At 64.9% G+C, this 17,987-nt stretch carries 18 protein-coding genes, 1 tRNA gene and 2 pseudogenes; 15 read left to right on the top strand and 6 right to left on the bottom strand.

Translation table 11 applies throughout. The features are described from left to right. Positions 1–29 precede the first annotated feature (29 nt). Positions 30–1,256 (top strand): CaiB/BaiF CoA transferase family protein, encoded by a 1,227-nt coding sequence (locus ACVILH_RS20540; RefSeq protein WP_456714516.1) that lies wholly within the window; start codon positions 30–32, stop codon positions 1,254–1,256. A 162-nt stretch (positions 1,257–1,418) separates the two neighbouring features. On the opposite strand, the gene ACVILH_RS20545 is transcribed toward ACVILH_RS20540, so the two are convergent. Then, positions 1,419–1,658 (bottom strand): hypothetical protein, encoded by a 240-nt coding sequence (locus ACVILH_RS20545; RefSeq protein WP_456714517.1) that lies wholly within the window; start codon positions 1,656–1,658, stop codon positions 1,419–1,421. Positions 1,659–1,677: 19 nt separating this feature from the next. After that, on the bottom strand, positions 1,678–2,349 hold the full coding sequence (locus ACVILH_RS20550; RefSeq protein ID WP_456717034.1) for a TetR/AcrR family transcriptional regulator: 672 nt from the start codon (positions 2,347–2,349) through the stop codon (positions 1,678–1,680). Between the two features lie 208 nt (positions 2,350–2,557). Here ACVILH_RS20550 and ACVILH_RS20555 point away from each other — a divergent pair, with 208 nt between their 5' ends. After that, positions 2,558–3,793, top strand: coding sequence for an acyl-CoA dehydrogenase family protein (locus tag ACVILH_RS20555; protein ID WP_456714518.1), 1,236 nt, complete (start codon positions 2,558–2,560; stop codon positions 3,791–3,793). Positions 3,794–3,942: 149 nt separating this feature from the next. After that, complete coding sequence (locus ACVILH_RS20560) at positions 3,943–5,001, top strand: phosphotransferase family protein (RefSeq protein ID WP_456714519.1); 1,059 nt, start codon at positions 3,943–3,945, stop codon at positions 4,999–5,001. A 312-nt stretch (positions 5,002–5,313) separates the two neighbouring features. On the opposite strand, the gene ACVILH_RS20565 is transcribed toward ACVILH_RS20560, so the two are convergent. Continuing rightward, complete coding sequence (locus ACVILH_RS20565) at positions 5,314–5,592, bottom strand: hypothetical protein (protein WP_456717035.1); 279 nt, start codon at positions 5,590–5,592, stop codon at positions 5,314–5,316. Between the two features lie 98 nt (positions 5,593–5,690). Here ACVILH_RS20565 and ACVILH_RS20570 point away from each other — a divergent pair, with 98 nt between their 5' ends. Together ACVILH_RS20570 and ACVILH_RS20575 are read left to right on the top strand one after the other, a co-directional pair. Beyond that, positions 5,691–6,029, top strand: a complete 339-nt coding sequence (locus tag ACVILH_RS20570) for a hypothetical protein (RefSeq protein ID WP_456714520.1) — start codon at positions 5,691–5,693, stop codon at positions 6,027–6,029. A 288-nt stretch (positions 6,030–6,317) separates the two neighbouring features. Next, positions 6,318–6,632 carry a hypothetical protein gene (locus tag ACVILH_RS20575; protein ID WP_456714521.1) on the top strand — a complete coding sequence of 105 codons (315 nt, stop codon included), beginning with the start codon at positions 6,318–6,320 and terminating at the stop codon, positions 6,630–6,632. 181 nt (positions 6,633–6,813) lie between these two features. Here the strand turns inward: ACVILH_RS20575 and ACVILH_RS20580 are convergent, their stop codons facing one another. Further along, entirely contained in the window at positions 6,814–7,599 is a 786-nt protein-coding gene (locus ACVILH_RS20580; protein WP_456714522.1) for an SDR family NAD(P)-dependent oxidoreductase, read from the bottom strand. Between the two features lie 144 nt (positions 7,600–7,743). Here ACVILH_RS20580 and ACVILH_RS20585 point away from each other — a divergent pair, with 144 nt between their 5' ends. Beyond that, positions 7,744–8,451, top strand: a complete 708-nt coding sequence (locus ACVILH_RS20585) for a histidine phosphatase family protein (protein ID WP_456714523.1) — start codon at positions 7,744–7,746, stop codon at positions 8,449–8,451. A gap of 314 nt (positions 8,452–8,765) precedes the next feature. Further along, the gene (locus tag ACVILH_RS20590; RefSeq protein ID WP_456714524.1) at positions 8,766–9,533 is read left to right on the top strand and encodes an SDR family NAD(P)-dependent oxidoreductase; all 768 of its coding nucleotides are present in this window, start codon (positions 8,766–8,768) and stop codon (positions 9,531–9,533) included. Positions 9,534–9,704: 171 nt separating this feature from the next. On the opposite strand, the gene ACVILH_RS20595 is transcribed toward ACVILH_RS20590, so the two are convergent. Next, positions 9,705–10,937: a serine hydrolase domain-containing protein gene (locus ACVILH_RS20595; RefSeq protein WP_456714525.1), complete on the bottom strand. Its 1,233-nt coding sequence runs from the start codon at positions 10,935–10,937 to the stop codon at positions 9,705–9,707. A gap of 165 nt (positions 10,938–11,102) precedes the next feature. Between ACVILH_RS20595 and ACVILH_RS20600 the strand changes: the two genes are divergently transcribed. Then, positions 11,103–11,178: transfer RNA gene (locus ACVILH_RS20600), tRNA-Trp, on the top strand. A 104-nt stretch (positions 11,179–11,282) separates the two neighbouring features. On the opposite strand, the pseudogene ACVILH_RS20605 reads toward ACVILH_RS20600, so the two are convergent. Next, positions 11,283–12,511 (bottom strand): annotated as a pseudogene (locus ACVILH_RS20605) (ABC transporter substrate-binding protein). Between the two features lie 422 nt (positions 12,512–12,933). On the opposite strand from ACVILH_RS20605, the gene secE reads away from it, so the two are divergent. The 7 genes and pseudogenes from secE (at position 12,934) to rplL (ending at position 17,622) form a co-directional block, all read left to right on the top strand. Then, positions 12,934–13,125, top strand: a complete 192-nt coding sequence (gene secE / locus ACVILH_RS20610) for a preprotein translocase subunit SecE (RefSeq protein ID WP_006611822.1) — start codon at positions 12,934–12,936, stop codon at positions 13,123–13,125. Continuing rightward, complete coding sequence (gene nusG / locus ACVILH_RS20615; RefSeq protein WP_006611823.1) at positions 13,125–13,682, top strand: transcription termination/antitermination protein NusG; 558 nt, start codon at positions 13,125–13,127, stop codon at positions 13,680–13,682. The genes secE and nusG overlap by 1 nt, the downstream gene beginning before the upstream one ends. A gap of 231 nt (positions 13,683–13,913) precedes the next feature. After that, on the top strand, positions 13,914–14,342 hold the full coding sequence (rplK, locus tag ACVILH_RS20620) for a 50S ribosomal protein L11 (RefSeq protein ID WP_456714526.1): 429 nt from the start codon (positions 13,914–13,916) through the stop codon (positions 14,340–14,342). Between the two features lie 6 nt (positions 14,343–14,348). Further along, a complete protein-coding gene (gene rplA, locus ACVILH_RS20625; protein ID WP_172108040.1) occupies positions 14,349–15,041 on the top strand; it encodes a 50S ribosomal protein L1 in 693 nt (230 codons plus the stop codon). A gap of 78 nt (positions 15,042–15,119) precedes the next feature. Continuing rightward, the gene (locus ACVILH_RS20630) at positions 15,120–16,088 is read left to right on the top strand and encodes a 2-hydroxyacid dehydrogenase (protein ID WP_456714527.1); all 969 of its coding nucleotides are present in this window, start codon (positions 15,120–15,122) and stop codon (positions 16,086–16,088) included. Between the two features lie 573 nt (positions 16,089–16,661). Continuing rightward, a pseudogene (rplJ, locus tag ACVILH_RS20635) lies at positions 16,662–17,181 on the top strand (50S ribosomal protein L10). A 60-nt stretch (positions 17,182–17,241) separates the two neighbouring features. Then, the gene (gene rplL / locus ACVILH_RS20640) at positions 17,242–17,622 is read left to right on the top strand and encodes a 50S ribosomal protein L7/L12 (RefSeq protein WP_456714528.1); all 381 of its coding nucleotides are present in this window, start codon (positions 17,242–17,244) and stop codon (positions 17,620–17,622) included. Positions 17,623–17,987: the final 365 nt, after the last annotated feature.

Consider the following 17,987-nt stretch of genomic DNA (forward strand, 5'->3'; position numbering starts at 1 on the left):
GCAAGGAATAAGCTCCCGGAGGAACATCCATGTCGGCTTTGCCGCTGTCTGGCATCAAGATTCTCGACCTTACGCGCGTATTGGCCGGACCGCTGTCCGCCCAGATGCTGGCCGATCTCGGCGCCGAGGTGATCAAGATCGAGCGTCCGGGCACCGGCGATGATGCGCGCGCGTTCGGCCCGCCTTACCTGAAAGACCCGGAGGGCAAGGCCAACAACAACAATTCGTTCTACATCTGCGCCAATCGCAACAAGAAGTCGGTCACGGTCAACATCGCCTCGCCGGAAGGGCAGGAGATCATCCGCGCGCTGGCCAGAGATTGCGACGTGTTCATGGAGAACTACAAGGTCGGCGATCTCAAGCGCTACGGCCTCGACTACGATTCCATCAAGGCGATCAATCCGGACGTGATCTACTGCTCCGTCACCGGCTTCGGCCAGACCGGGCCGTATTCGCCGCGCGCCGGCTATGATGCGATCTTCCAGGCGATGGGCGGGCTGATGAGCGTCACCGGCCACATGGACGGCGAGCCGGGGGCGGGGCCGATGAAGGTCGGCCCGTCGATCGTCGACTACATGACCGGCATGAACACCTCGATCGGCATCCTGTCGGCGCTGTATCACCGCGACGTCAATGGCGGCGGCGGCCAGCATGTCGACGTCTGCCTGTTCGACACCGTGATCGCCTCGCTGTCGCATTACGCGCAGATCTTCCTGATCAACGGCCAATCGCCGCCGCGGCGCGGCACCTGGGGCAATGGCGGCATGCCGGCCGGCGTGTTCCGCTGCACCGACGGCGAGCTGATGCTGGTGGTCGGCAACGACGCGCAATTCGCGCGCACCTGCGCCGTGCTCGGCGCACCGGAGCTCGCAACCGATCCGAAATTCGTCAAGAACAACGACCGCGTCGTCAACGGCAAAGAGATCATGGCGATCTTCGCCGGCCTGTTCCTGAAAAATTCGGTGGCGCATTGGCTGGAGGAATTGGAGAAAGCCGGCGTTCCCTGCGGCCCCGTCAACGACTTCGCCCACGTGTTCGCCGACCCGCATGTCCGCTCGCGCGGCATGGAGGTGAAGATCGAGCACCCGTTCGAGCCGCAGCTGTCGGTGATCCGCAATGCGCTGACGTTCTCCGGCACCCCGATCACCGACTACCGCGCCCCGCCGCTGCTCGGCGAGCATACGCAGGACGTGTTGTCGGGGCTCGGCTATGATGAAGAGAAGATCGCGGCGCTGAAGCAGCAGGGCGTGGTTTAGCGCGCCACACGCACGTCTGCCGTAGGGTGGGCAAAGGCGCTGCCGTGTTCTGTCGGCGAATGAGGTCGCAGTGGCGCCGTGCCCACCATCTCGCCGCGCAATGCGCTGATCGACGGTGGGCACGCTGCCGCCTGACGGCGGCTGCTTTGCCCACCCTACGGCTCAGTGGACGTGGCGATGCCCGTGCCGCTTCGCCTTGGGCCGATGATAGCGCGGCTCCACGACATACGGAGCCGGCGAGGGCGTGCCGAGCTGCTGCCGCGATTCCTGCAGGCGGCGCTGATAGCCGGGTGAGTTCATCAGATTGGCGGCGCCGCCGCGCGCCAGCACAGGCTCGCTGGCCGACACCATCGCGAGCGCCGTGCTGGCGACGGCCATGATCAATCGCAGGCGCTGCGTCATCAGGCTTGCTCCATCCGCGTCAGCGCGCCTCGCGCGCCGCGACCTTCGGCGCTGACTTTGCCGCGGGGAGGCGCGCGGTCAAGCCGAGCACGGCGCCGCGCACCACGCGGTCGATCACATCCTCGACATCGTCGAGGTCGCATTGCCCGTCCGACAGTTTCGTCAGCCGCTCGCTCTCGCGAATGGTGTGATGCGCCATGGCGAGCGCGAAGTGCAGGCCCCAGAACAGGTCGACCTCGGCGCTGTCGGGCAGGGCTCGCCGCATCGCGCCCGCGAATTTGCGCAAATGATCGATTTCCTTGGTCTTGATGCGGCGGATCGGTGGCACGGATTCGATCGAGGCGCGGATCATGAATTGCGCCGCCGGCGAGCGCTGGTTCGCAGGTCCCAGGCAGCCGCGCAGGATCGGGCCAACGAGCGCGCGCAGGATGGCGCTGATCTCGGCGCGGCCGCCGCCCGCATCCTCGGCTTCACGCAGCTCGCGCAGCCGCTCGCGGTTCAGCGCGATGGAGCGCGTCACGAACAGCTCCGCGATCAGCTCGTCCTTGGAGCCGAAATGATAGTTCACAGCGGCGAGATTGACGTTGGCCGCCGCGACGATGTCGCGCAGGGTCACGTCGGAGAAGCCGCGCTCGGCATAGAGCCGCTCGGCGGCGACGAGGATCGCAGTCCGGGTCTGGTCGGTCGCCATGGGGTCCCCGTTGCGTTTCAAACAATTGTATGAAACTATTGTTTGAGACGGCCGGAATGTCAATCGCGGTGCTTCCGCGGGGCGAGATTTCGGCACTGCAGCGAAGCGCTCCGCGAAACCGTGCCGCGCAAGATCACTCTTGCGCTGACGCGGCCGGCGGATCGACACTGCGGCAAAACGCGGCCAGGAAACACCCAAGGAGAGTCCCATGGACTTCACGATGTCGGCGAAGCAGCAGGAATGGCTGGAGCGCGTGCGGAGCTTCATGACCAAGCATGTCCGCCCGGCGGTGCCGATCTACAAGCAGCAGGACGCCGAGGGCGATCGCTGGAAGGTGATCCCGATCCTCGAGGACCTCAAGGCCAAGGCAAAAGCCGAAGGCCTGTGGAACATGTTCATGCCGCCGTCGCCGCATGAGGACGACGAATTCCGCGGCGCCGGCCTGACCAACCTCGAATACGCGCTGCTGTCGGAGGAGATGGGCCGCATCTCCTGGGCCTCCGAAGTGTTCAACTGCTCGGCGCCCGACACCGGCAACATGGAGGTGTTCATCCGCTACGGCACCAAGGAGCAGAAGCGCAAATGGCTGCGCCCCTTGATGGACGGCGAGATCCGCTCGGCGTTCCTGATGACGGAGCCGGCGGTGGCCTCCTCGGACGCCACCAACATCGAGACCCGCATCGTGCGCGACGGCGATCACTACGTCATCAACGGCCGCAAATGGTGGTCGTCCGGCGTCGGCGATCCCCGCTGCAAGATCGCGATCCTGATGGGCAAGACCGATCCCACGGCCGCCAAGCATCAGCAGCAGTCGCAAATTCTGGTGCCGCTCGACACCCCCGGCATCAAGGTCGAGAAGATGCTGCCGGTGTTCGGCTTCGACGACGCGCCGCACGGCCACGCCCAGGTGCTGCTGGAGAACGTGCGCGTGCCCGCCGAGAACATCCTGCTCGGCGAGGGCCGCGGCTTCGAGATCGCGCAGGGCCGTCTGGGACCGGGCCGCATCCATCACTGCATGCGCACCATCGGCAAGGCCGAGGAGTCGCTGGAGAAGATGGTGCGCAGGCTGATGACGCGCACCGCCTTCGGCAAGAAGATCATCGAGCATTCGGTGTGGGAGCAGCGCATCGGCGAGGCCCGCACCAACATCGAGATGTGCCGGCTGCTGTGCCTCAAGGCCGCCGACATGATGGACAAGGTCGGCAACAAGACCGCCCAGGGCGAGATCGCCATGATCAAGGTCGCCGCCCCCAACATGGCGCTCAAGATCATCGACGACGCCATCCAGGCGTTCGGCGGCGCCGGTGTCTCGGATGATGCGGGTCTCGCCAAGGACTACGCCAACATCCGCACGCTGCGCCTGGCCGACGGCCCGGACGAGGTGCACAACCGCGCCATCGCCCGGCTCGAAATGAAGAAATACGCCAACGAGCCGCGCCACTGAGCGTAAACTCGTAGGGTGGGCAAAGCCTCCGTTGTCGCGCGAAGCGCGATAATGGAGGCGTGCCCACCATTTCGAGTATGAGGGAAGACGGTGGGCACGCTTCGCTTTGCCCACCCTACGAAGTCAATTGAGACCCAAGGGAGTTCGTCGTGGCCGACGGCGTCAAGAAGGACGAAGAATTCTCCGGCACCAAGCCGGTCGAGGAGCGGCACCGTTTCGACGAGGCCAGCCTCGCGGCGTGGATGGAAGAGCATGTCGAGGGCTATGCCGGCCCGCTGACCGTGCTGCAGTTCAAGGGCGGCCAGTCGAACCCGACTTACCGGCTGAACACGCCGTCGCGCTCCTACGTGCTCCGCCGCAAGCCGTTCGGCAAGCTGCTGCCGTCGGCGCACGCGGTCGATCGCGAATTCCGCGTCATCGCCGCGCTCGGCAAGCAGGGCTTTCCGGTCGCACGCGCTTATGCGCTGTGCACCGACGACAGCGTGATCGGCTCGGCCTTCTACATCATGTCGATGGAGGAGGGCCGGGTGTTCTGGGATCCGACCCTGCCGCATGTCGCGGCTCCCGAGCGTCGCGCGATCTTCGAGAGCAAGATCGAGACCCTGGCGAAGCTGCACACCTATGATCCCGCCGCGATTGGCCTTGCCGACTTCGGCAAGCCCGGCAACTATTTTGCCCGCCAGGTCGACCGCTGGACCAAGCAGTACCGGGCGTCCGAGACCGAGCATCTGCCGGAGATGGAGAAGCTGATCGAGTGGCTGCCGCGCACTCTGCCGGTGCAGCAGCGCGTCTCGATCGTGCATGGCGACTACCGGCTCGACAACATGATCTTCCATGCGACCGAGCCGCGCGTCATCGCGGTGCTCGACTGGGAGCTGTCGACCCTTGGTGATCCCATGGCCGACTTCACTTATCTGCTGATGCAGTGGATCATGCCCGGCCTTGCCGGCGTCGATCTCAAGGCGCTGAACATTCCGACCATGGAGGAGGCGGCGGAGATCTACCGTGGCGTCACCGGCACCGAGCTGCCCGACCTCAACTGGTACTTCGCCTACAATCTGTTCCGCCTCGCCGGCATTCTCCAGGGCATCATCGGCCGCATCCGCGACGGCACCGCCGCCAACGACAAGGCCATCGAGTCGGTCAAGCGCATGGTGCCGATGACCAAGCAGGCCTGGGAGTACGCGCAGAAGGCGGGCGCGGTGTAGCCTCTTGGAGCCCGGAAGAGCGTCAGCAACATCCGGGCTCTCACCTGCTGAGGCGATGAACCCGGCTGTCGCTTGCGCTCATCCGGGCTGCATCGTTGAGTCAGGCCCCGCCGCCGCCGCGGACGCAGGGCCGTAGGGTGGGCAAAGCGGCCGCCGAAGGCGGCGGCGTGCCCACCGTCCGTCGGCGAACTCATCGGCAAACTCATTGGCAAGGATGGTGGGCACGGCGCCACGACGATCTCGTACGTGGAGATTGCACGGCTGCGCCTTTGCCCACCCTACGGGCCGATCCGGCCGCCGCTTGGGTGTATGTTAGCGCCCGCCACCACCACCGCCACCGCCGCCACCACCACCAGCCGCGGTCAACGCGCTGCTGTAGCGCGGATCGGTCTGCTTCATGTAGGTTGGCGAGGTGTCGCGGCTCTGACGCCGCGCGGCCTGCTGCACTTGAACGTCAGTGCCGCATGCCGTCCAGGAGACGAGCTCACAACCCGGCCACACGACCTCCCGCGCGCTCGCGCTCGTCATGGCCGTACCGGCTGCCAGTGCGCCGATACAGGTGATCAAAGCTAGCTTCGATAATCTCGACATCTTGTCCATCCTTCGTTTCGGCGAAGCCGGAATGGTCCGCTTGCGAGGTTCGACGGGGCCTTCGCGCGGCGGGTTCGAAGATGTGGGCCGGAAAAATCTTGCTGGCGCTGAAGTTCTGGCTTGAACCCGATCACCCTTCGCGGCGACGAGAGCAACTCGTTCTTGAGGAAAAAAAGTTCGCCTGCACGATCAAAGTGATCGCGGCTTTCAGTTCGTTGATACGAAAAATTCCGCTTTCGTTTTTCCGAATAACATGCTTTGATACGCGCATCCCGTCCCACCGAAGGGGCGTTGCGCGCGATCGTCACGACACGCGGGGCGGGGAGCGGTGGCCGCGATCATGTCGCAGCGTGGGCGTTGCTCGCGCGGACGAACGGCATGACGTGGACGTGAAGTCGCAGCGTGCTGGCACCCCGATGCTGGTGCTACGTTCGTGACGGCGCTTGCGCCGCGCGGGCTATGGTGGCCAACAAGCCCGGCGCACCAGGCAGACTGCGTATAAGCGTGAAGACCACCGCGCAGGGAGGGCCGGGCGTTTCTCGGCTGCACCTGTGGTACCTGCCGCCTGCATTTTTTCTCGCAGGCGGGCCGCAGGCGTCAGCCGACGCCTGGCCTTCCCTGCGCCCTTCGCTTGCGAGGGCGGGTCAGTCTATCGGATCACTCGGGCGCGCAGGCGCCGCGGGATACATTGTCACGTCAGCGAGTCAGAACGCGGAAGAGGCAGAATGAGCAAGCCTGGTCATGTCGAAATCACGTTCGAGTATACCCGGCATGTTGGGCCGACCATCGTCCATGGAGGCGTCACGTTGCAGTTCGAGTCGGCGCGTCCCTATGGGTTCGAGTCCATCGCCAGCTGGCCCGGAGAGAACCATGAGCAAACGATCCGGGATACGGTTGAGCGTGTGCTCGTCGAGCTTCAAGGTCACCTCGACACGACGCGCGTCATCCTGAAGCGGATTGAATGGCACGACATGTACTCGGCTCAAGTCGGCTTCGCGCGAGCGGCGGCTGCTGCGACGAGGGCGGCGTTCGAGGTGTGAGCGTGTCGAACTGCAGCTCTTGGCGGCGAGCGTGATGAGCACCCGCAACTGCGACACGGATCGTCGTGCTGGCCGAAAAGCCAAACATCAGCCTGCCTCGAACCGCTCCCTGGGGGAATGGGTCCCGGCTTTCGCCAAGGCTTTCACCGGGACGACGGCAGAGAGCGAAGCGGCAGCTCAATTAGATCGGCTTGCCCGCATACGGCATCGAGGCCGTCAGGCCGCCGTCGACCGGGAACGCCTGGCCGTTGACGTAGGAGGCTTCGTCGCTGGCGAGGAACAGGGCCATGGCGGCGATCTCGTGCGGCTGGCCGGCGCGCTTCAAGGGATTGAGCTGGCCGATCTTGCCTTCGGTGCCGCGCTCTTTCGCGCCGTCGAAGATCGGCTTGGTCATGCCGGTCTCGATCAGGCCGGGACAGACCGCGTTGATGCGCACGCCGGTGCCGGACAGCGAGTAGGCGGTGGTCTGCACCAGGCTGATGACGCCGGCCTTGCTGGCGGCGTAGGGATGGCCGGAGGCGCCGGACTTCAGGCCGGCGACGGACGCCGTGCAGACGATGGCGCCGCGCTGCTGCCGCACCATGTGCGGCATCGCGTATTTGATCGCGAGGAACGGGCCGATCAGGTTGATGCGCAGGATCTCCTGCCAGTGCTCGACCGTCTGCTCGGCGATCGGCTTCAAGCCGCCGGAAATGCCGGCATTGGCCCAGATCACGTCGAGCTTGCCGTAGGTCGCGACCGCGCGATCGATGAAGCCGGAGACATCGGCCTCGGAGCCGGCGTCGGCGAGCACGGCCTCGGCAATGCCGCCCTGCTGCTTCACGAGATCCACCGTCTCCTTGACGGCCTCGCTGCGGTCGACCGCGATCAGCCGCGCGCCTTCCTTCGTGAACATCAGGGACGCGGCGCGGCCGATGCCGCTGCCGGCGCCGGTGATGATGACGGATTTGCCTTCGAGGCGGCCCATGTTTCCTCCTGTTGTCGTTGTGATCAGTTGCGTGCCGCGCAACGGAATTCAAACGCCGTTTCAAACGTGCTGACATCGCCAAGCGGCTTGAGACGACTTATGCCTTCACGTACAGCGAGAGACCGGCAGAGGGAAGGGTGAGCGATGTCCGATAGCGGGAACAAGCCTTCGGTGGTCACCACGCGCTGGTGGTGGGTGCGCCACGCGCCGGTGCGCAGCGACGGCGGCAACATCTACGGGCAGTCCGACATCGCTTGCGACACGTCCGATCGCGAGGTGTTCGAGGCGGTCGCAAAAATCCTGCCGCGCAGCGCGGTGTGGTATGCGAGCAACCTGATGCGCACGCATCAGACCGCCGAGGCGATCTGGGCCGCCGGCTTTCCGCGCCCCGCCGACATGATCAAGGAAGCCGCCTTTGCCGAGCAGCATCTCGGCCAATGGCAGGGCATGAACCGCGCCGCGTTCCTGGCGAGCCGTCCCGCCGGCAGCAACTGGTTCGCGGACATCGACGTGCCGGCGCCGGGCGGCGAGAGCTACATGGACCTGTACACCCGCGTCACCGCGGCGATCGCGCGCATCAATGCGGCGGAAGCCGGCCGCGACGTGATCGCGATCGGACACGGCGGCACCATCAAGGCGGCGGTCGGATTGGCGCTGGGCGGCCTCGTCGAGAAGGGCCTGGCGTTCGACATCGACAACTGCTCGGTGACCCGGCTCGATCACATCGTGAGCGGCGACGTCAGCTCATGGCGTTTGCCCATGGTCAATCAACAGCCCTGGATCGCCGACGCCGCGCACCAGCCGATGCATCAACCGGCCGGCCCGGAGGTCACGACGAGCAAGCTGGCGTGAGGGGGAGGTTGGCCTATTCCATGTTCGATACAAGCGAGCTGATTACATCTGGCCACACGAGCGGTGCACCCTCTCCCCTTGTGGGAGAGGGTGGTATGACCGCGCTTGGCGCGGTCATACCGGGTGAGGGGTCTCTCTCCGCGAAGACGGTGCCTGTGGAGACAAACCCCTCACCCAAGCGAGGCTGACGCTGGCAGCTGTGTGGCCCTCTCCCACAAGGGGAGAGGGCGCAGTCATTGGCACCGCCGAGAGCTTGTCGACCCTGCAGTGCTAACCTTCTATCGCTAACAACTAATCATTCGGAGTAACTCCCCATGCCCCTGTTCGACATGACCGGCAAGGTCGCCGTCATCACCGGATCGACCCGCGGCATCGGGCTCGCCATTGCCGAGCGCATGGCCGAGCATGGCGCCAAGGTGGTGATCTCCTCGCGCAAGGCCGACGTCTGCGACGCCGTCGCCAAGGAGCTCAATGAGCGCTTCGGCGCCGGCACGGCGGCGGCGGTCGCCGCCAACATCTCCAGCAAGGAGAACCTCCAGAACCTCGTGGACGAAGCCAATCGCATCTACGGCCAGATCGACGTGCTGGTCTGCAACGCGGCGTCGAACCCGTATTACGGACCGTTGGCTGGCATCTCCGACGATCAGTTCCGCAAGATCCTCGACAACAACATCGTCGCCAACAACTGGCTGATCAGCATGGTCGTGCCGCAGATGATCGCGCGCAAGGACGGCTCGATCATCATCGTCTCCTCGATCGGCGGCCTGAAGGGCTCGACCATCCTCGGCGCCTACGCGATCTCCAAGGCCGCCGACATGCAGCTCGCGCGCAACCTCGCCTGCGAATACGGCCCGCATAATGTGCGCGTGAACTGCATCGCCCCCGGCCTGATCAAGACCGATTTTGCCAAGGCGCTGTGGGACAATCCGGACAACCTCAAGGCCTCGACCGCCCGCTCGCCGCTCTTGCGCATCGGCATCCCCGACGAGATCGCGGGCGCGGCTGTGTTCCTCGGCTCGGCCGCCGGCAACTTCATGACCGGCCAGACCATGGTGATCGACGGCGGCGCGACGATTAGTTGAGGGCAGAGGTTCGCCGTGTTCCGTAGGGTGGGCAAAGACAGCACGCGGCGCAGCCGCGTGATGGCGTGCCCACCGCAGTCCATCGTCGAAGCACGGTGGGCACGTCGTTTCGCGGCTTTCGCCGCGAATCGCCTTTGCCCACCCTACGCCGCGATGATGCGTGCGCGTCCCTTATTCCACCGCCGCGTACACCACGTCGCGCACCAGCGTGCGGAGATAATCCCGCTGTCCGGGAGCCTGGGCCATGAACACGCAGAACAGCTCCTCCCGCGGGTCGATCCAGAAGAACGTGCCGGCGATGCCGCTCCAGAAGAAGGTGCCCACCGAGCCGGGGAAGGGCGCGATGCCGGCGTCGCGGCGGACGGCGAAGCCGAGGCCGAAGCCGTGACCCGGCGACAGCAGGGTGCCGACCGTCTTCACCTCGGGGCCGAGATGATCGGAGGCCATCAACTCCAGCGTCTTGCGGCCGACGAGCCTCGTACCATCCAGGCTGCCCTTGTTGAGCAGCATCGCGCAGAAGCGGGCATAGTCCATCGTGGTCGCGACCAGGCCGCCGCCGCCGGATTCCATCACCGGCTGCTCGGTCATCTTAAACAGGTTGACGGCCTCGCCGGTCCACGGGTCTTTGGCAAAGGGCTCGGCCAGCCGGCCGGCATTGGCCTCGCTGGTGAAGAAGGCGGTCTCGTTCATGCCGAGCGGCTTGAGAATGCGCTCGGTCAGGAACGCGCCGAGCGACTGGCCGGAGACGACCTCGATGATCCGTCCCAGGATGTCCGTCGAGCGGCTGTAGTTGAACTCCGCGCCCGGTTGGCAGATCAGCGGCAGGCCGGCGACGATCGCGGCGTGCTCGGCGTTGGTGATCTTACGGCTGCGCACCCGCGACTGCTGGTAGAGCTGATGCACCGGCCCGGTGCCGGTGTGCTCATAGGCCAGACCCGATGTGTGGCGCAGCAGGTCCTGCACCGTCATCGGCTGGGCGACCGGGACCAGCTCGAGCTTGCCGCCATTGTCGATGCCGATCTTCTGGTCGCCGAACTCCGGGATGAACTTCGCGACCGGGTCGGACAGCAAGAGATCGCCGTCCTCGACCAGCATCATGATGCCCAGCGAGACGATCGGCTTGGTCATCGAGAAGATGCGGAACAGCGAATCGGGCCGCATCGGCGTGTCCTGGTCGGGCGCCTGCCGGCCGATGGCGTCGAACCAGCCGATCCGGCCGCGGCGGCCGACCAGCAAAGTCGCGCCGGGGATCGTGCCCTTGTCCACCTCGCGCTTGAACGCGTCCGACGCCTTCTGCAACCGCGCCGGGGACAGTCCGAGCGCCTCGGGCCGGTCGTCCGGCAGCGGCGGGCTCAGGGAGCGGAGCGCGGACAGCGGCATGCTCGGGGCGGGGGACGGGGTCATGGGCTCTCCCTTGGCAGTGTTCTCTTTGGGCAGTGTTGTCGGCTTGCATCAAGTCTGGCGCGGAAGTTGTGGTCTGACCAGTCGATTTGCCCCATTGCACCCTTGCATTGGGGGGGAGGTCTATGCTTGAAAGCGCCCGAACCGGCGACGCAGTCCCGGCTCGCTAGGAGTGTAGCTCAATTGGTAGAGCACCGGTCTCCAAAACCGGGGGTTGGGAGTTCGAGCCTCTCCACTCCTGCCAGCGAGATGGCTGCCAGCGAGATCAAGCACTTAACACCGAAATCGACGAAGACAGTTTGCCCGGGGCCCGCGATGCGCGAGCCCCGAACTCATTTTGGCGGGTCCTTATTGTTTCACGTAAGGACAATTGCCGTCCTTCAGCGGCCGGAACGCCTGGTCGCCGGGCACCTCCGCCAGCACCTTGTAATAGTCCCACGGCCCCTTCGATTCCTCCGGCTTCTTGACCTCGAACAGGAACATCGAGTGCACCATGCGGCCGTCCTCGCGGACCACGCCGTTGTCAGTGAACGCATCCCGCACGGGGGTCTCGCGCATCTTGGCGAGCACCGGCTTGGTGTCGCGGGTGCCGGCGGCCTTGACCGCGTTGAGATAATGCAGGGTGGCGCTGTAGGTCGCGGCCTGGTTCATGGTCGGCATCCGCTTCATCCTGTCGAAGAACTTCTTGCCGAAGGCGCGGGTGCGGTCGTTGAGGTCCCAGTAGTAGGCCTCGGTGATGATCAAGCCCTGGGCCAGCTTCAGGCCGAGGCTGTGGATGTCGGAGATGAACATCACGATGCCCGCAAGGTTCTGGCCGCCGGCGACGATGCCGAACTCGGCCGCCTGCTTGATGGTGTTGATGGTGTCGCCACCGCCATTGGCCATGCCGATGATCTTGGCCTTGGACGCCTGCGCCTGCAGCAGGAAGGACGAGAAGTCCTGGTTGTTGAGGGGATGCCGGGCGCTGCCGACCACCTTGCCGCCGGCCGCGCGCACGACGTCGCCGGTGTCGCGCTCGATCGAATGGCCGAACAGATAGTCCGCGGTGATGAAGAACCAGCTGTCGCCGCCGGTCTTGACGATGGCCTGGCCGACGGTGTGGGCGTTGCCGTAGGTGTCGTAGGTCCAGTGGATGGTATAGGGCGAGCAGGATTTGCCGGTGATGTCGGAACTCGCGGCGTCCGTCACGATCATCAGCTTCTCGAACTGCTTCGACATCTCCATGCCGGCGAGTGCAGTGGCAGAGGTCGGCATGTCGATGATCATGTCGACGCCCTCGTTCTCGTACCATTTGCGCGAGATCGAGGCGGCGATGTCGGCCTTGTTCTGCGGGTCGGCGCTGATCACCTCGATCGGCTTGCCGAACATGGTGCCGCCGAACTCCTCGATCGCAAGCTTGGTCGCCTCGAGATTGCCCTGGCCGCCGATGTCCGAATAGACCGACGAGAAGTCGCTGAGCACGCCGATCTTGAGCGGCGCCTGGGCGCGGGCAGGGGCGGCGGTGAGGGTGAGGGCAAGGCGGCAAAGAGACTGGCGGCGGCAAGGCGCGTCGGTCCCTTGCCCGTGGCAAAGGTCATGGGTTTCCTCCTGATTATTCTTGTGCCCGCGAGCATGAGCGGCCGTCGCAGGCGCGGCAAGGGCTGGAACCGCCTCGCCGCGGGCATTTCGTCGCGGCACCTGCTCAACCTGCCGTGGTGCGGAAATGCCCTGCCGCGGTACGAAAAGCCGAGGCGAGGCGGGGCCGACGGGGACTCGCCGCTGATAGGACCGGGGACGCCCGGCGTGCCCATATCTTGACCTCGGGCCGGTCCGACAGTAGATATCGGGGACCTGCAGCCGGCCCGCAACATGCGGATATCCGGCGCGGCTTTTCACTCCCCGAACAAGCGAGCCCGTGGTTTTCGGCTCATCTCTCCGACAAGAGGGTGGGCAGCGGTTGGCTGTTCGGTTTTCCCAGTCAACTCTTCAATCGTCCGATGACGGACGAGGACCCCTGACGATGGCTACAAGCCCGTTCAAGTTCCTGCAGGAAGTGCGCTCGGAGACCGCCAAGGTCTCGTGGCCGAGCCGTCGCGAGGTCACCATCACCACGATCATGGTGTTCGTGATGGTGGCGCTGGCCTCGGTGTTCTTCTTCGCCGCCGATCAGATCATCCGTTATCTCATCACCCTCGTGCTGGGCATCCACTGATGGCAACCGCAACGCATTCGTCCGACAAGCGCTGGTACATCGTCCACGCCTATTCGAACTTCGAGAAGAAGGTCGCGGAGTCGATCCGCGAGCAGGCCAAGCAGCGCAATCTCGAGGAGCTGTTCGAGCAGGTGCTGGTGCCGATCGAGAACGTCACGGAAGTGCGCCGCGGCCGCAAGATCAACGCCGAGCGCAAGTTCTTCCCCGGCTACGTGCTGGTGAAGATGAAGCTGACCGACGAGGCGTTTCACCTGATCAAGAACACGCCCAAGGTGACCGGCTTCCTCGGCGCCGAGAACAAGCCGATGCCGATCTCCGAAGGCGAGGCGATGCGCATCCTGAACCAGATGCAGGAAGGCGTGGAGCGGCCGAAATCGTCGGTGTCGTTCGAGATCGGCGAGAACGTCCGCGTCGCCGACGGCCCGTTCGCCTCGTTCTCCGGCGTCGTCGAGGAAATCGACGAGGCCCGCTCGCGCCTCAAGGTCGCGGTGTCGATCTTCGGCCGTGCCACCCCGGTCGAGCTGGAATTCAACCAGGTCGAGAAGGTGGTGGGCTAACCCGGTCGCCGCATCTGGGGCGGCCCCGGGCTTTCCTTTTCGTCCGATCTCGTGTATCGGGCGCGCTTCGCTCCCCATGGGGGGCGATTTCGTTCGTGGGAGGCGCGGCCGGCTTTGCCAGCCGGATCTAGCGCGCCGGACCACGGTCCCAAACCTCGCCCGACGGGTTTTGTCGTCCGGAGGGCGGTGCGTTCGCATCAGGCAAACACGCGAGCGCGTTGGAGAATCACAATGGCAAAGAAAGTAACCGGTTACCTGAAGCTTCAGGTCCCGGCCGGCGCGGCGAACCCGTCGCCTCCGATCGGCCCCGCGCTGGGTCAGCGCGGTCTCAACATCATGGAGTTCTGCAAGGCGTTCAACGCCCAGACCCAGAAGGAAGAGAAGAACACCCCGATCCCCGTGATCATCACGATCTATGCGGACCGGTCCTTCACTTTCGAGCTGAAGACTCCGCCGATGTCCCACTTCCTCAAGCAGGCCGCCAAGATCCAGTCGGGCTCCAAGGCCCCGGGTCGCGACAAGGCCGGCAAGGTGACCAAGGCGCAGGTGCGCGAGATCGCCGAGAAGAAGATGAAGGACCTGAATTGCGACTCGATCGAGTCGGCCATGAAGATGGTCGAGGGCTCCGCCCGCTCGATGGGTCTGGAAGTTGCGGGGTAAGCGGCCATGGCGATCGGAAAGCGTTTGAAGAAGGCCCGCGAGGGCATCGACCGCACCAAGCTCTACCCGCTTGCTGATGCGATCAAGATGATCAAGGAGCGCGCCGTCTCGAAGTTCGACGAGACCATCGAGGTCTCGATCAACCTCGGCGTCGATCCGCGTCACGCCGACCAGATGGTCCGTGGCGTCGTCATGCTGCCGAACGGCACCGGCCGTACGCTTCGCGTCGGCGTGTTCGCCCGTGGTGCCAAGGCAGACGAAGCCAAGGCCGCCGGTGCCGACGTGGTCGGCGCGGAGGACCTGGTCGAGAAGGTGCAGAACGGCAACATCGACTTCGACCGTTGTATCGCCACCCCCGACATGATGCCGCTGGTCGGCCGTCTCGGTAAGGTGCTTGGTCCGCGCGGCATGATGCCGAACCCGAAGATCGGCACCGTGACCATGGACGTCGCCGGCGCCGTCAAGGGTGCCAAGGGCGGCTCGGTCGAGTTCCGCGTCGAGAAGGCCGGCATCATCCAGGCCGGCGTCGGCAAGGCCTCGTTCGCCGAGGACAAGCTGGTCGAGAACATCAAGGCGCTGGCGGACGCGGTCGTGAAGGCCAAGCCGGCGGGCGCCAAGGGCACCTATGTCCAGCGCGTCGCGGTGTCGTCGACGATGGGTCCGGGCGTCAAGGTCGAGCCGGGCACCGTGCTCGCCTAAGCGGCCACGCATGAGTTAGATTGAGAAGGGCGGGATCGTCGATCGATCCCGCCCTTCGCATTTGGAGTCTCCGCGGCGATGCCCGACAAGGTCCTGATCTACTCCCGCTTCCCCAAGTCGATGATCCAGCGCTTCGCCGACCGCTTCGATTTGCTCGACACCGGCGGCAAGCCGGCGCACGAGGTGTTTCCGGCGGAGGAGGTGGCGCAGGTGCGGGCGCTGATCACGGCGGGCGCCACGCGGCTCGGCGCGGCCGAGATGGACCGGCTGCCGGCGCTGGGCGCGATCGTCTGCTATGGCACCGGCTATGATGGCGTCGACCTGAAGGCGGCGGCGGCGCGCAACATCGCGGTCGGCCACAGCCCTGGGGCCAATGCGGCGGCGGTCGCCGATGTCGCGGTCATGCTGATGCTGGCGAGCACGCGGCGGCTGATGGTCGCCGACGCTTACGTCCGCGAGGGCGGCTGGGCCGGAGCCAGGCCGACGCCGCTGATGCGGCCGCCGCCGAGCCTTGCCGGCTGCAGGGTCGGGGTCTACGGCATGGGCGAGATCGGCCGCAAGATCGCGGCCCGGGTCGCGGCGTTCGAGACCGAGGTCGGCTATTTCAACCGCACCCGGTACGACGATCTGCCGTACCAATATTTCCCGAGCCTCGATGCGCTGGCCGAATGGTGCACCGTGCTGATGATCGCGGTCCGCGCCAGTGCGGAGACGACCCATGTGGTCAATGCGGATCTGCTGAAGAAACTCGGTCCCGACGGCCACGTCGTCAATATCTCGCGCGGCTCTGTCATCGATGAGCTGGCGCTGATCGCCGCGCTGAAGGAGGGGGCCATCGCAGGCGCCGGGCTCGATGTGTTCGAGACGGAACCTCATGCACCGGATGAGCTGACCGCGCTTCCGAATGTCGTGGTGACGCCCCATATCGGCGGTAACACCCGCGAGTCGCATGTGGCGATGCAGGCGTGTGTGGTGGCCAATCTCACGGCCTTCTTCGCGGGCGAGAAGCTGCCTTATGCGGTATCCGTGTCCTCGGCGGGCTCATAAACGGCTTTAAGAGCTGCCCGCAGGTGCGCCGCGCCTCTAATTGGTGCGAATTTTGCTCCTGGGGTCTTGGCAAGTCCCAATCAACCCGTTAAAGAACCGTCTTCCAGGCGGGCCGGCTTTGTCGGCTCGCCTGTGCGCGCATTCCGAAAGACCTGGAGAGAGCCAGCATTCCTTTTGAGAATATCCGTTCGGATGTCTCGGAAGGAAGGAGGATCTTTCTGCTCTCGAAATGCCGCAGGGGAGGTCGGTCCGCCGATCACCCCGAATCCTGTCCGAGACTGCAGGCGCCGGCGCGGAAACGCAATTTCCTCAATGGCTTAATCATTCAGCCTGCATAGACGGGTGAAGACCGGATTTCGGCATGTCCTCTGCGCTTGACGTGGTGGCATGCAGGTTTGGTTCGAACCTCGACACTCCCCGGGCCTGATGGCGCGTGGAAGGGCAGGCTATTCATCGCCGTTTTGCCTTGCGTGTCCTCGGGGTCATCGGTCCAGAGGTCAGGTTTGGCGGGCGGCGGGTTTAACCCGGCGGTCCCGCTTTCGGGCGAAGGCCGCCAACCGGAGAGAGCTTGCTGTGGAACGAGCGGCAAAAAAAGAGGCGGTCGAGCAGCTGCACGAGGTCTTCAAGACCACGGGCGTTGCCGTCGTCGCTCACTATTCCGGCCTCACCGTGGCTCAGATGCAGAACCTGCGCAAGCAGATGAAGCAGGCTGGCGCATCGGTGAAGGTCTCGAAGAACCGTCTCGCCAAAATTGCTCTTGAAGGCACGGACGTCGTCGGCATCGGTCCCCTGTTGAAGGGGCCGACCGTGATCGCAACTTCGAACGATCCTGTCGCGGCGCCCAAGGTTGCCATCGAATTCGCCAAGGCGAACGAAAAGTTCGTCATCCTCGGCGGCTCGATGGGCTCAACCGTCCTGAATGTCGACAGCGTGAAGGCCTTGGCCTCGCTGCCGTCGCTGGACGAACTGCGCGGCAAGCTCGTCGGCCTGATCCAGGCTCCGGCGACCAAGCTGGCCCAGCTCGCCAACGCTCCCCGCGGCCAAGGTCGCGCGCGTCATTCAGGCTCATGCCTCAAAGGGCGAAGCGGCCTGACGCCCTTCGCAAACACTCACAACCTGGTTTCGAACCGAACCACATTAAGGAAGTACATCAATGGCTGACCTGCAGAAGATCGTCGACGACCTCTCGGCCCTCACCGTTCTCGAGGCCGCTGAGCTCGCCAAGCTCCTGGAAGAGAAGTGGGGCGTGTCCGCCGCTGCTGCCGTTGCGGTTGCCGCTCCGGGCGCTGCTGGCGGTGGCGCTGCCGCTGCTGCGGAAGAGAAGACCGAGTTCACCGTTGTCCTGGCTTCGGCCGGCGACAAGAAGATCGAGGTCATCAAGGAAGTCCGCGCCATCACCGGCCTGGGCCTGAAGGAAGCCAAGGACCTGGTCGAGGGTGCTCCGAAGCCGGTCAAGGAAGGCGTCAACAAGGAAGAGGCCGAGAAGATCAAGGGTCAGCTTGAGAAGGCTGGCGCCAAGATCGAGCTCAAGTAAGCGGCGGCTTCTTGCGGAGCGCCATGCGGCCTGACGGCAAGGCGTGGCGCTTCGAAACGAATTTGGTGACCGGGTGGTAACATCGCCCGGTCATCATAAAGACAAAGACGTTTGCGGGGGTATCCGGATCGGCCGGAATCATTGCAAAAGGCGTGCAACGGAAACGTCCGCTGCGGGCCGAACACGGAAAAGTGTGGAGATTTGGGGACGTCGCTCTCGAATCTCGACTAATGTCAACCCATATTGGGTCGGCAGCACGAAAAGCCGGTTTTGGCGATGGAGTGGCGTCTCCGTCGTAAGCCGTTGGGAGATAGGCAATTTCGGGCTTTTGCAGTCCGTGACGAACTGGTTCTGACGAGCGGGTG

This window comes from Bradyrhizobium sp. USDA 4353, from assembly GCF_054063215.1.

Coding starts and splice junctions, on each gene's coding strand:
- secE (WP_006611822.1), top strand. CDS start 12,934: ATGGCTACAAGCCCGTTCAAGTTCCTGCAGGAAGTGCGCTCGGAGACC.
- ACVILH_RS20580 (WP_456714522.1), bottom strand. CDS start 7,599: ATGGGCCGCCTCGAAGGCAAATCCGTCATCATCACCGGCGCCGGCAGC.
- ACVILH_RS20595 (WP_456714525.1), bottom strand. CDS start 10,937: ATGACCCCGTCCCCCGCCCCGAGCATGCCGCTGTCCGCGCTCCGCTCC.
- ACVILH_RS20565 (WP_456717035.1), bottom strand. CDS start 5,592: ATGTCGAGATTATCGAAGCTAGCTTTGATCACCTGTATCGGCGCACTG.
- rplA (WP_172108040.1), top strand. CDS start 14,349: ATGGCGATCGGAAAGCGTTTGAAGAAGGCCCGCGAGGGCATCGACCGC.
- ACVILH_RS20550 (WP_456717034.1), bottom strand. CDS start 2,349: ATGGCGACCGACCAGACCCGGACTGCGATCCTCGTCGCCGCCGAGCGG.
- ACVILH_RS20575 (WP_456714521.1), top strand. CDS start 6,318: ATGAGCAAGCCTGGTCATGTCGAAATCACGTTCGAGTATACCCGGCAT.
- ACVILH_RS20545 (WP_456714517.1), bottom strand. CDS start 1,658: ATGACGCAGCGCCTGCGATTGATCATGGCCGTCGCCAGCACGGCGCTC.
- ACVILH_RS20555 (WP_456714518.1), top strand. CDS start 2,558: ATGGACTTCACGATGTCGGCGAAGCAGCAGGAATGGCTGGAGCGCGTG.
- nusG (WP_006611823.1), top strand. CDS start 13,125: ATGGCAACCGCAACGCATTCGTCCGACAAGCGCTGGTACATCGTCCAC.
- ACVILH_RS20590 (WP_456714524.1), top strand. CDS start 8,766: ATGCCCCTGTTCGACATGACCGGCAAGGTCGCCGTCATCACCGGATCG.
- rplK (WP_456714526.1), top strand. CDS start 13,914: ATGGCAAAGAAAGTAACCGGTTACCTGAAGCTTCAGGTCCCGGCCGGC.
- ACVILH_RS20585 (WP_456714523.1), top strand. CDS start 7,744: ATGTCCGATAGCGGGAACAAGCCTTCGGTGGTCACCACGCGCTGGTGG.
- ACVILH_RS20630 (WP_456714527.1), top strand. CDS start 15,120: ATGCCCGACAAGGTCCTGATCTACTCCCGCTTCCCCAAGTCGATGATC.
- rplL (WP_456714528.1), top strand. CDS start 17,242: ATGGCTGACCTGCAGAAGATCGTCGACGACCTCTCGGCCCTCACCGTT.
- ACVILH_RS20540 (WP_456714516.1), top strand. CDS start 30: ATGTCGGCTTTGCCGCTGTCTGGCATCAAGATTCTCGACCTTACGCGC.